Consider the following 13877-nt stretch of genomic DNA (forward strand, 5'->3'; position numbering starts at 1 on the left):
GATCGTATTGTCGTGGACAGAAAATGCCACTCCTGCTTACAACGAAAAGTACTTCGAGGTATACCGCGCCACCCAGGCCGGCGGCCCATACGTACTTGTAGGACGGAACAATGCCAATGTGGTAACGTTTACAGACAATAATCTTGTTCCAAATACAAACTACTTCTATAAAGTACGACCTGTAAACGACAATGCTGCCGGCCCTCTCTCTGCAGAGGTAAAAGGCACCACTGCGTCCGACAGCTCTGCTCCTTCTGCCCCACCGTCTTTAACGCTGGGCAGCTATACCAACAACCAGGTGATCCTGAACTGGTCTGCCGCTACAGACGATGCAGGCATTGCCGGGTACGACATTTATGCCAACAATGTGTTGAAAATGTCTGTTGGTAATGTACTTACCGCCACCGTAACCGGTCTTGCAGATGGTACATTGTACAATTTCTATGTGAAGTCGAAAGATGTGTCGGGAAAATCATCTACCCCAAGTAACCAGGTAACGATAAGAACCAAAAAAGCAAATCTTACCTATAAGTACTATACCGGTAGTTACAGTAACCTGCCTAACTTTAATAATCTCACGCCGGCCCAAACAGGCAAGGCTTATGTGCCGGATCTTACCGTTGCACCTGCAGGCGTTACCACTAACTATGCCGTAATGTGGACCGGCTATATCCGTATCCCGGTTACCGGCTCTTACAAATTTGAAACTTATTCAGACGATGGCAGCAAGCTGTACTTCAATAAGACATACAGCAGCAGCACCACTGCTACCGTAAACAACGATGGTTCGCATGGTGCTACTTATGCGTCTGGCACTGTAAGTGTAAACGCTGGCGTGTATCCTATCACCGTTACTTACTTCCAGGGCGGCGGCGGCTCCGCAATGGGCGTATACTGGACCAGCACCGCTGCTGGCATTACCACCCGCACACTGATTCCTGCAGAGGCCTTCATTGATACCGCTGCAGTAAACGGCACAGCGCCAACAGCCCCCAGCGGCCTGGCAGTAGCTGTAAACAATTACAGTAAACTGAATCTTACGTGGACAGACAAGAGCAACAATGAAACCGGCTTCGAAATATACAGAAGCACCAGCAGCGGCGGTACCTACGCCATTGTTGCCACTGCAGCAGCCAACGCAGTAAGCTATACAGATACTGCGCTGAACGCCTCCACTGCCTATTATTACAAAATAAGGGCTATCGGCCTCTATGGCGAATCCGCTTATACTGCTGTAGCAAATGCAACAACAGCGGCCAAACCATTACCGCCGGCAGTACCTACCAACCTGGCTACACAGGCGCTTTCCACACAGGTAGTGAAATTAACCTGGACAGATAACAGCACCATAGAAACAGGCTATGAAATACAACGTTCCCTCGCAGACAGCCTGCATTTCAGCGTGCTGAAGAGCGTAGGACCTGTGGCATCCGGACAGGGCACTTTCTCTGATTCCTCTCTCGCTGCTAATACAGTAGTGTACTACAAAATCAGGGCATACGGAGAAGGCGGTTACTCTGCCTTCACAAAAGCAGTGATCGCAAAATCGCTGAACAATCCACCAGTGATAGCTGATATCAGCAGCCGCACCATCCGCTATGGTACTACCCAAAGCATACCGGTAACGGCTACCGACCCGGATAATGATGCCATTACTTTCAGTCTTTATAACGCACCTGCGTTTATTACCCTGCAGCAAAATGCCGGTGTAACATCCCTGAACCTGGCGCCAACAGTTGCGCAGCAGGGTACTTATAACGGTGTGGGGGTAATTGCTACAGATGCCAACGGCGGAAAGGATACCGCATTATTTAACCTCATTGTAAATGATAACTATCCCCCGGTAATAGATTCTGTTGCAGGATGGAGTGTAGACGAAGGAACACAGAGAACCGTAAAGGTATCGCTGCACGATCAGAACCCGGCTAATACCTTTACCTGGACAGCGCTTCAGATTCCTTCTTTTGCTTCAATAACCAGCAGCAACGACACCTGCTTAATTACCCTGCAACCGGGATACGGCGCTTCCGGCACCTATACCGTTAAGCTGCAGGCAACAGATAACCAGGGTGGCATTGATGTACGGAGCTTCGTATTAACCGTGGTGGATAAACCAACACCGAACTACAAGCTGCTTCTTAACTTTACCCTGAACGCCCTTGCCCCGGCGCCATGGAACAACATCACCGGCGCTACCGCCAACCTGAAAGACGATAACGGCCAGACTACCAGCGTGGGCTTGTCGTTCGACGAAACATGGTGGGCAGGAGGAACAGAAGGCGCTACCACCGGCAACAACAGTGGTATATACCCTGATGTGGTAATGAGCCAATATCTCTACTTTGGTTCGCTGCCGGGGTTCTTTACAGGAGCATCCTCTATGCACGGGCATCTCACCGGGCTGGAAACCAACAGAACTTATTCTATCAGGTTCTTCTCCAGCAGTAAATGGTGGGCGCCACAGCCGGATAACGGCAGCACCCAATACACTATTAATGGTGTAAGCAAAACCCTGAACGTTCAGAATAACACTACCAATGCAGCGGTATTTGAAAACCTGACTGCAGACGCTAACGGCGAAATCAAATTTACGCTCAGTGTGCCCGCAGGCGGACAGGTAGGTTACCTGAATGCGATGGAAATAAATGCAGGCGGAGCAGGCGATACCAGTATCGTAGTAAACCAGCCCCCGGTAATTGCAGCAATTCCGAATAAAACATTAACCGCCGGAGATACCCTGCACGTACAGCTTTCAGGAACAGATCCTGAAAATGATGCGATCACTTATACCGGTTATAACCTTCCTGCTTTTGTTTCCGTGGTACAGTCGCCAGGTAATCCTTACCTCCTGGTGTCACCTGCTACCAACAATGCAGGCCAGTTCAATAACATCGGTGTAATTGGCACAGATACGCATGGCAACAGCGATACGGCCGTATTTAATCTCACAGTAAATGCACCGGCAGGCGGAGATACCAGCGGTTATAAATTGCTCATCAGTATTAAACAAAACAGTACCGCACCTGCGCCATGGAATAATGTGACCGGAAAAGTGACCAGCAACCTGAAAAATGACCAGGGCCAAACCACTGCATCCAGCCTGGTATTTGACGAAAGCTGGTGGGCTACCAATGGCGAAGGCGCCATTACCGGCAACAACAGCGGTGTATACCCCGATGCTGTGATCAACGACTTCCTTTACTTCGGCTCATTGCCTGGTTTCTTCTCCGGAGCGCCAAGCATGACCGGTCATATTACAGGATTGGAAGCAGGTAAGAAATTTACTGTTAAGTTCTTCTCCAGCAGTAAATGGTGGGCGCCGCAGCCGGACAATGGCAGCACCCAGTTCACCATCAACGGCGTGAGCCAGACCTTGTATGTACAGAACAACTCCCAGAGCGTGGTGAGCTTCGCCAACCTGAGCCCTGATGCAAATGGTGAAATAGTATTTACACTGAGTGTACCTGCGGGCGGGCAGGTAGGTTACCTCAATGCTATTGAAGTAGTGGCAGGTACTTCCACAACGCCAACAGTCAATCACGCTCCGGTAATTGCAGACATTGCCAACCAGAGCCTGGAGGCAGGTTTCAGCCTGAATATCCCTGTGACGGCAACAGACCAGGACAACAACCCGATTACGTACAGTACCGTCAACCTGCCTTCCTTTGTGACCCTGGTACAGTCTGGTGGCAGCGTATCACTTTCCGTAGCGCCAACCATCAGTGATGCAGGCACTTACAATAATGTAAAAGTTATTGCTAAAGATACCTATGGCGCCGCCGATACCGCTACGTTCAATATTACGGTAACACCGCCGCCCAATACAAGCGGTAGTTACAAACTGTTTTTGAACTTCAAACTCAATAATACCGCACCGGCACCATGGAACAATATCACAGGAGCCGCATCTAACCTGAAAAACGACCAGGGCCAAACCACTACGGTAGGATTGAATTTCGATGAAACATGGTGGGCTGCAGGCGTAGAAGGCGCTACTACCGGTAACAACAGCGGTATTTACCCGGATGTGGTACTGGCTGAATATCTTTATTTCGGTTCACTGTCGGGCTTCTTTACAGGAGCGCCGGTGATGCACGGTCACCTTACAGGACTGAGCGCCAATACCACCTACACCATCAAGTTCCTGTCGAACAGTAAATGGTGGGCGCCGCAGCCGGATAACGGCAGCACTCAATTCACCATCAACGGTGTAAGCAAAACCCTGAGCGCACAGAACAATACCGCCAACACAGCAGACTTTACCAATCTTACTGCTGATGCCAACGGTGAAATTGCCTTTACGCTCAGTATTCCTCCGGGCGGCCAGGTAGGTTACCTGAATGCCATGGAAATAGTAGCTACCACCAATATCGAGGACCTGGCCAACAACAACCAGGTGATGGGAATAGGTAACAATATAGGCGTAACCACCAATACGCTGAAAGGCAGCATGGAGGTGAACGTTTATCCTAATCCGTATATCGATAACCTGGCGATTGACATGACACTGCAGAAAACAGCACCTGTAATGCTCATTGAAATCATGGACCTGAGCGGCAAACGCCTCTACAGCGAAACAAGGAAAGAAGTTCCGCAGGGTAAAAACCTGATCAGGATCAATACCCAACGCACAGTTACATTACCTGGCGTGTACATCCTGAAGCTTACTTCTTCTACCGGTGAAACAAAGAGCGTTAAACTTGTCAGGCAGAATTGAGTTATAACTGAATGATTATGATAAAAATAAAACCGTTCCGGAGAATATTCCGGAACGGTTTTTTTATAAAACATTCGCTTTACCCGGAAAACTTCAGCGGTTACCAACTAAATTTTATGTTTCGCTTAAAAATAAAGTGTCTTTTAATATAATCTTTTACCTTTGAGCCATAACCGGATATACCAGGATAGCTTTGCTCCCCGGATATCTCCCCTTAACCTCATCCTCGCCAAAAACCTGATATATTGTAGGGCATCTTGCCAGACATTATCTCATTTTTTACCATCTCCTCTGATATGCCAATCACCACGCCGGGACAAGGCAGATATACAGCAATGTATGTATATCCCGCTCTGCGTATCAATTAAAGCTTAAAGGAAAATTTCTATATGGATATCGTGTATTTTATAAAGGCGTTGCTTAAAAAGAAATGGTGGATACTGTTCAGCACCATTGCCGCTGTTGCGGCAGCATTTGCCTTTACCATCGGCAAACCCAAATTATATGCCTCTACCGCCCAGATGGCCACCGGATTCACTACCAATGAACAGATCAAGCTGCGCGACGAAAATGTGAACCTTTTTGAAGCAGACGTTAAATTCGATAACGTTATTGAAACGATGAACTCTCCGCTGGTGATCGGACTCCTCGCCTGCGACCTTATAGTACACGATCTCACCAGCAACAAGCCATTCAGGCAACTTTCAGAAAAAGAGCTGAAAGATCCTCACTATACCAGTGCCAATAAGGAAGAAATTGTGCGTATCTGCCGCCAGAAAATTGACTCCCTGCAAATACTCTCCTCTTCCCTGCCTAACGAAAGAAAGGTACTTGAGTTTATGAAAGTGTACCGGTACGATTTTGAGTCTATCCGCAAAATGCTTTATGCAACGCGTCTTTCCCGTACAGATTACATCAATATTATCTGCTATTCAGACAACCCGGAATTGTCGGCCTACACGGTTAACACCCTCTATAAAGAATTTATCCGCTTCTACCGCAGCTCACGTTCTGAACGTTCTGTTGAAAACGTGGAAACATTTGAAGCGCTGGTAAACCAGAAGAAGCAGGAACTGGATCAAAAAGTAGAAGCGCTCCGGGGATATAAAACACAACAGGGCGTATTAAATGTAGAAACTGCCAGCGGTAATGAATGGGACCTGATCAAACAGTTTGAGAAATCTGTATCGGACGAAAGGGCCAATTATAACAACCTGCAGGCATCTCTTAATAATGTAAATACACAACTGTCACAGGCAACCAGCGGCAAACCCACCTACTCCAATTCAAACGGGGAGATAGTTACCCTGAGAAAACAGATCAATGACCTGAACGACCAGTACGTAAATTCCGGCTCCACTGATAATGCGCTGGCGGAAAAGATAAAAACCCAGCGTGCCAGGCTGCAGAAAGTACTGTTGGACGCCTCCAGTACCACCGGTAAAGTAAGTACCCGTGAAGAGCTGATCCAAAGCAGGGATGCGCTGGAAGCACAGTTAAGCGCATCAAAGCTCAATATCAGTACCCTGGAAGGAAAGATCCGCAACCTCCGTTCTTCTGTTGGCTCCTATGCCAATAAAGAAGCTACTGTTACTTCCCTGCAGCAGGAAGTTGAACTGGCACAGGATGAATATAACAAACTGAAAGAAAAACTGGGCTCCGCATTAGATAACCGGAATGTTCCGCAGGATAACTTCCGTCAAACCCTGAAAGGACAACCTGCCTTTACACCTGAATCATCCAAACGGCTGGTGATTATGGGCATGTCTGGCATGGCGGTGTTTATGATTTCCTGTATCGGCATCCTCTTCAGGGAGTTCATGGATAACTCGCTGAAATCGCCTTCCGTATTTAACCGCAGCTCCAACCTGAAGCTGATTGCCACTATCAATCATACCAATCTTCAGCGATATAAACTGCTGGAAATATTACAGCGCAAAACTGATGAGACGCAATGGTTAAAAAGACAGAATGTTTTCCGTGAATTGCTGCGCAAGCTCAGGTATGAACTGGAAAGCAGCGGTAAAAAGATCTTTCTCTTTACCAGTACGGAACCGCAACAGGGTAAAACTACGCTGCTGCAGGCCGTTGCCTACAGTCTTAGCTTAAGCAATAAAAAAGTGCTGGTGATTGACACCAATTTCTGTAATAATGATGTGAGTGCGCAAATGGAAGCAAAGCCCACGCTGGAATATTTTTCAGTACCACCTGAAGAGTTCACCATCGAAAAGGTAAAAGCAATTACCACTACTTACGAAACGCCGGGTATTGAGATCATTGGTTGTAAAGGTGGCGACTATACGCCGTCAGAGATCCTGCCTCCCAACCACCTGCTCAATTACCTGCCCCAACTGAAAGAATATTATGACTATATATTGATGGAAGGCGCGCCACTGAATGATTTCACCGATAGCCGCGAGCTGTCTGCTTACGCAGAAGGCGTGGTAGCGGTCTTCTCCTCTCATCTGAAAATGAAACAGATCGACAGGGAGTCATCCGAATTTCTGGAGTCGCTTGGCGATAAATTCCTGGGAGTTGTTTTGAATAATGTAAAAGAAGATTTTATTGAGCTTTGATTTTTAAACATGTTCCAACTGATCTTTAAAGACATATTTAGTTTGCGCCCCGAAAAAAGCGAATCCCGTTATGCCTGGATCGACTATGCCAAGGGAATAGCCATTATACTGGTGGTTTACCGGCATTTGGCCTATGGCCTGGTTGCAGCCGGCGTATCTATGCCTAAGGGAGTGCTGGCCACAAACGATATGCTTTACAGTTTCAGGATGCCGTTATTTTTCCTGTTGTCCGGTTTGTTTTTCGGGAGAAGTGTTGCCAAAAGAGGCGCGGTGAATTTTGGGATGTCGAAGGTGAACACGCTGTTGTATCCCTACTTACTTTGGGCGATGATACAGATCAGTTTGCAGATCTTATTTCCGGAATACGCTAATGCAGAGCGGTCGCGAAGGGATTTTCTGAATATTGTTCTGCAGCCCAGAACGCTGGATCAGCTGTGGTACCTGTTCGCTTTATTCAATGTTACCATACTGTACCTGCTCACATCACTGCTGCTCAAAGGAAAAAAAGGCTGGCAGCTGCTGATCGGGCTGGTATTGCTGGGGGTGGCTCCCTATGTGCAAAGTAGCAGTACGCTATATGATATCGCCCTGCATTATATCTATTTTGCGGTTGGTGATTTTGCCGCTACCTACTTTTTCCAGGGAGAAATACAGGACCTGTTAGCCAACCCGGTGAACCTGCTGTTGCTTACACCCGTTTTTTGTTTGCTGCAATGGTATTACCTGCTTCACCAGCAAATGAACCTGTACCTGTTAATGCCAATTGCGCTTAATGGCTGTTTGTTTGTGATGATGCTGGCGTCGTGGCTGGCGAAGCTACAGAAGCTGCAATTCCTGAATGTGATTGGTCATTATTCTTTATATATCTACCTGCTGCATGTCAGCATATTTGCGGCGCTGCGGGCCATACTGCTGTATACAGGCATTACCAACGGCGTAGTATTGCTGCTGATCTGCATACCATCGTCCATCCTGCTTTCCATTATCGCTTACCGCATACTGGTAAAAATGGGATTCAGTTTCCTGTTCAAGGGAAAGTTTGGTATTGGCCGTTTAAATAAAAAAATAATGATGCACAGTTTCATATGAAAATGCAACCGAAAAAAAAGCCGATAGACCAACATCTTCACCAGGTGCTGATCCTCATTTTTATAGCGCTTACAATTATCGCTATGGCTGTTAAAATAGTATTCTTATAAATTGGCTGAAGTGGAAATTGTTAAAAAAAATATTTTCAACATCTTTATCATTATCGGCTGGATAATACTGATACCGGCAATTGCCTATATCAGTGCCCAGGAGATAAAGTACGTTGCTCTGCTCATCGGGCTGGTGATAGGAAGCACTGTAGCGGCAGTTTCCCTGCTGAATTACCGGGCGGGTTATTTTATTTCCTGTACCGTAGCACTGACGGTGCGCTTACTGGAACGGATGTCCGGTACAGAAATACCCGTAGGAGTATTGATAGATGCCATTATCTTAATTACACTCCTGGGCAGCCTTTTGAAAGCCGGCGACGATAGTATTAAAAAAGTGGATTTCCTCCGGGACCCGGTGCTGATCACCTTTTATATTTACGGTGGTTATATCCTGCTGCAGTTCTTCAACCCGGCGTTTGTATACGACCGGCATGGCTGGACCACCTTTGCGAGGGTATTTGTACGCAATATGATCTTTATGTACCTGGTCATGAAAATGATCCGCAACATGAACGACCTTAAACTGTTTCTGAAGTTCTGGATCATCATCCTTACCATTGCGGCGTTTTATGCATGTATCCAGCAATGGTTTGGGTTAATGCCCTTTGAGAAAGCATATATTGCGAAGTACCCCGAAAAATTTAAAACGGTTATTATCCTCACCGGCATACGTATTTTCTCATTCGTATCAGATCCCGCCGTATTCGGTGTGATCATGGCTTGCGGCTGCATTATCAATATTGTACTGCTTACCAGCTCCAGCAAAATGATATCAATGCCAAAGAAAATATTCCTGGTGATATCGCTGGCGCTCCAGTTTATGGCACTGGGCTTTTCAGGTACCCGTACCGCCTACATTATGGTGCCAATGGGACTTATTATGATGCTGTTTGTAAACCTGCGTAACAGGAATACGGTGATAGGTGCAGTGGTATTCGTATTTGCATTCCTGGTACTGATGTTTGGTCCTTTCCATGGCAATTCTACTGTGATCAGGATGCGAACGGCCTTCTCCGGTTCAGAAGACGCCTCCCTTAATGTGAGGGAAGTGAACAGGCACCGTATACAGCCTTACATCTACAGCCATCCTATTGGTGGCGGATTCCTGAGCTGTGAACCGGGTTCGGGCAGCGAACTGGACGGCTTCCCTCCCGACAGCGGCTACCTGCGCACCGCACTTGAACAGGGATGGATAGGCTTATTACTCATCATTACAAATATTTACCTGGTAATGCAATACATGGTGGGCAATTATTTTGCCAGCAGAACAGAAATGGAAAAACAGTTTACACTGGTGATCCTTTGCGTAATGTTTGCACTGGTGGTAAGTATTTACGCCCAGGAATCCTCTGGCCTCATTGAATCAGCCCTTCTTTACTATGCCCTCAACGGCATCTCCATAAAACTAAAATATTTATTATCATCTCCAAATATCACAACATGAAACGAGTACTATTCTTTTTATTAGTAGCATTAACAGGTACAATGGCAAAGGCGCAAAGAGCCGATACCAGCATTGTGCTGCGCCTGCCGGCCGACCAGCCAACAGTGGCCAGGTTAAAAACAAGACTGGTGGAACTTGCCATGGAAAATCCACAGATCAAAGCACTGGACATAAAAAAACAGATTACCAAATACGATGAAAACAGGGCCAAAGCCGGCTGGCTCGATATGATCGTTGCCTCTGGTAACCTGAACGAATTTACCATCAAGGGAAGCGGCACTACCAACAACAATACATTGTATCCCAGGTACAACTTTGGTATCAATGTACCGCTTGGACATTTGATTAGTATTCCTAATGAAGTGAAAACAGCCAAGGCAAACGGGAAAGTATTCGAGCAACAGAAAGAAGGCGAAAAGCTTGCATTGAAATCTGCAGTACTGCGTGCTTACGAAGACTATGCCACCAACAAACAGTTGTATGAGCTGCAGCTGCCTTTGCTGGAAGATGCTTACAACCATTACAAACAAACTGAACAGAAATTCTCCAAAGGAGATCAGAACACCGCTGTGGAAGGACTGAATGACGCATACCGTATCTATAACGCAGAAATGGTGCGCAAAGTGAACCTGGAGAGAGATGTAAAACAGTCGAAGATAGTACTGGAAGCCATTATCGGCACTACTATGGAAGAGGTATTGCTTCATTTATAATATTAGGGTTAGTGAACATGGTATCCGGTAATGCGGATTACTGAAAATAAAATCAAGAATGAGAATATTTCTTTTTATCGCACTTATGCTGCAGGCAGTATTAGTGTCTGCGCAGAATATAAAACCATTCAAACAGATCGACGTACAGATCACACCCTGGCACCATATACCGGCATTGATAAAGCTGCCGGATAATCCGAAAACGGGGAAAAGATACCCGCTGCTTATTTGTCTTCATGGCAAAAGCATAGCTGGTACCGACGTTACCAAGATCTTCAGACAGGGTGTAGCGAGGCAAATGCATGAAGGAAAAAATATTGATGCCGTTAATAAACTGGACGGTAAAAAATATGAATTTATTGTAATGGCGCCGCTGGCTACCAGCTGGTCGCTCGGTCCGGAACACATGGATGCCGCTATTACAGATGTATTGAAAAGGTACCCGATTGATTCTTCCCGTATTTACATCACGGGATACAGCGCCGGCGGATGGTCGGTAGCAATGGCCGTTACCGATAAAAGAATGGCAAAGCGGGTGGCCGCAGCGGTGAATATGTCGCCCGCCACTATTGATGCAGAGAACCTGAAAAGCTTCCAGGTAACCGCTCAGAATAATATTCATGTATGGTATTTTGGCGGAACCGACGAGCCGGTTTTCCTTGGTAATTGTAAACTTTATGCAGACAGTACCAACAAGTACAAACCGGGACTTACAAAGCTGAGCATCGGGAATCATAAACACTGCTGCTGGGAACAGTATTACAATCCTTCTTACAGGGAAGATGGGATGAATATTTACGAATGGCTATTGCAGTATAAAAGATAACCCGGTATGCCAGCGCGCACAAAATGGATATTAACAATAACAGGGAGCGCTTTACTGCTGTTGTCAGGGGTTTTCCTGTTCATTAAACAGCAACAGGAAACCGCTCCTCTTGATGATACTGTCCGCAGGGCCGCACCGGGTGCGTTTATACAACTGGAACAGGGAATGGTTCATTACAGCTTGTCGGGGCCCGACACCGCGCGGCTGCTGGTATTGATACATGGAGGCGGTTGCACCGGTATAGAAGTATGGAAGAACAATATTCCTTATCTCCTCTCCAAAGGCTACCGGGTATTGTGTTATGATCTTTATGGCCGCGGGTATTCCGACAGGCCGGAAACAGTATATGATCTTCAGCTGTACAGGAAGCAGCTAACTTCCCTGCTTGATACGTTACAGCTCCGGCAGCCATTTGATATGATTGCAATGTCGATGGGAGCGCCCATCGGGTTGGACTATGCAGCTGGCCACCCGAACCGCGTGAAGCAGATCATACTGCTGGGACCGGCGGCCAGCGGGGATCTTAAGCCAAGTAAATTACTGCGGTTCCCCGTAATAAGAGACCTGTTAATGAGCGGTTACTGGTATCCCCGTTCGGTGGAAAATCAGCGGAAAGAATTTGTGAACCAACCATTGTTCAACAGCTATGCTACGAGGTTAAAATATTTTATGAACATCAGAGGTTATAAGCGCATCACCCTTTCATCCTGGATTAACATGCTGAATCAAAGCCAGCTTTATCTGCTGGAAAAAATTCCGCCCCGGAAAATATTCCTTATCTACGGGAAGCAGGATCCCTTCTTCCCAAAAGAGAAATTAAGTTCTTATACCGCCTTATACCCAACTTTAGAAGTACATGAAGTAGACAGCGCCGGGCACATGCCTCATTATGAGCAGCCACAGGAAGTAAATGAACTGATGTGGAAGTATCTTGAAGGGAAAAAATAAATGCCCGGTAAAAAAGAAAACAGCCGCCCTGGTTTAACCGGGACGGCTGTTTCATTATCTGGTGATAGCAGATCAGTTGGTTCTGTAGCCGGTGGTCAGCAGTGCTGAACCGGATGTAGGCTGGTAGAAATTATTGGTGTCTATACCAGCAGCAGCCACAGTGGCAAATTTGGAATTGGCTTCCGCCCCTGTTCCTTCTGTAACAGCAGCTCCGTTCTCCGTATATATGTAAGCGTTAGGAACAATTGTACCGCCGCTTACCCGTGGTTGAATGAAGGCATTACCCTTTACTATCTGTGCAGCCGTCATACCAAAATAACCATTAATGCGAAGTGATACACCACCGGTTCTGGCAATGGTATTGTTGGTGATCTGAACAACCGCTTTATCAGTTCCTCTCAGGCTCACTCCATCGCCCTGGTTATCTCTTAACAGGTTGTTATGGATGATGTGCGTAGCGCCATTTTCGCCGGATCCATAAAACTGGATCAGTTCACCCCAACCATCGTGTACGTAGTTATCGTGCACATTGGTATTGGTGGTACGGCCACCGATCAGGATACCGCCGTTATGGCCTGAGTTATGCTGACCGCCCCAGCTGGTAACGGTGTTACCATAGATCTCCAGTTTATCGATAGCGGCAGTTTGAATACCATCTGCACCTCCGTTTGATACACTGTTGTTGTAGATCTTTACATTGCGCCATTTAATAGGCTGTACATACTGTTGTCCGCTTACAAACCCGGAAGGATCGCCATAGTAAGGCGCATTGGCCGTCAGGTTCCAGTAAAGGGCAGTATGACCAATATAAAATGCTTCGTTGTTGGTACCGCTGATGGCCACATCATGGATCAGCAGGTTATCCATATAAGAGTTAGGATACTGGGTGGTCAGATCGCCTTTTACAGGGTCTGTTTTGGCCCAGATACCTGTTCCGCCATTATGTATAGTAACATTGGCGATCTCGAAATTATCGGTATGCTGGCTGAGGGTAAAATCGAAATATGCTTCTCTTCCCGCCTGGGTGCTTCCCTCTACTACAAATTCAGATTTGGATTTTTCACCGCCTGCTTTTACATAGTGGCAGTTTACGAAACTGATAGCAGTAGCCCAGGAACCACCGCTCCAGGATGGATTACCAATTTTTACTACGGTGCCGCTGGCATTTTTAACAATGATAGGACTGCCTGCAGCGCCTTTCAGGTTATTAAAAACGATGGCGGAAAAAGTTCCCTTCAGATTCAGTACCTCGCCGGCCTTATAAATGCTTCCGTCTACAACCAGTCTGCCGTCCTTATCAGGAACAAGCGTATACTGCTTCCCACCAACAGGGGGCTTTGCTGCAGTTTCAGTTGGATTATTTTCCGGTACCAGCTGGTTTATTTGATCCTTATTGCAACTTTCGGTTGTGACAACTAAAGCCAGTGCAACGGATACGAATGTGAACATAGACA

8 protein-coding genes are annotated in these 13877 nt (G+C 46.7%); 7 read left to right on the forward strand and 1 reads right to left on the reverse strand.

Annotation, left to right across the window (positions count from 1 at the left end; translation table 11 throughout):
* From VN105_RS08375 to VN105_RS08405, 7 genes are all read left to right on the forward strand, one after another.
* Positions 1 to 4717: fibronectin type III domain-containing protein (locus tag VN105_RS08375; protein ID WP_325639788.1), on the forward strand; the 4717-nt coding region annotated here is incomplete at its 5' end.
* 389 nt (positions 4718 to 5106) lie between these two features.
* Positions 5107 to 7293, forward strand: a complete 2187-nt coding sequence (locus VN105_RS08380; protein WP_325639790.1) for a hypothetical protein — start codon at positions 5107 to 5109, stop codon at positions 7291 to 7293.
* Positions 7294 to 7302: 9 nt separating this feature from the next.
* Positions 7303 to 8382: an acyltransferase family protein gene (locus VN105_RS08385; protein ID WP_325639792.1), complete on the forward strand. Its 1080-nt coding sequence runs from the start codon at positions 7303 to 7305 to the stop codon at positions 8380 to 8382.
* Between the two features lie 120 nt (positions 8383 to 8502).
* On the forward strand, positions 8503 to 9936 hold the full coding sequence (locus tag VN105_RS08390; protein ID WP_325639794.1) for an O-antigen ligase family protein: 1434 nt from the start codon (positions 8503 to 8505) through the stop codon (positions 9934 to 9936).
* Positions 9933 to 10649: a TolC family protein gene (locus VN105_RS08395; RefSeq protein WP_325639796.1), complete on the forward strand. Its 717-nt coding sequence runs from the start codon at positions 9933 to 9935 to the stop codon at positions 10647 to 10649. The genes VN105_RS08390 and VN105_RS08395 overlap by 4 nt, the downstream gene beginning before the upstream one ends.
* 58 nt (positions 10650 to 10707) lie before the next feature.
* Positions 10708 to 11475: a prolyl oligopeptidase family serine peptidase gene (locus VN105_RS08400; RefSeq protein WP_325639798.1), complete on the forward strand. Its 768-nt coding sequence runs from the start codon at positions 10708 to 10710 to the stop codon at positions 11473 to 11475.
* A 6-nt stretch (positions 11476 to 11481) separates the two neighbouring features.
* The gene (locus tag VN105_RS08405; protein WP_325639800.1) at positions 11482 to 12423 is read left to right on the forward strand and encodes an alpha/beta hydrolase; all 942 of its coding nucleotides are present in this window, start codon (positions 11482 to 11484) and stop codon (positions 12421 to 12423) included.
* A 72-nt stretch (positions 12424 to 12495) separates the two neighbouring features.
* On the opposite strand, the gene VN105_RS08410 is transcribed toward VN105_RS08405, so the two are convergent.
* The coding region (locus VN105_RS08410; protein ID WP_325639802.1) for a right-handed parallel beta-helix repeat-containing protein at positions 12496 to 13877 on the reverse strand (1382 nt) is incomplete at its 5' end.

It is taken from the genome of Chitinophaga sp. (genome assembly GCF_035564935.1).
In the GTDB taxonomy this organism is placed as follows: Bacteria; Bacteroidota; Bacteroidia; order Chitinophagales; family Chitinophagaceae; genus Chitinophaga.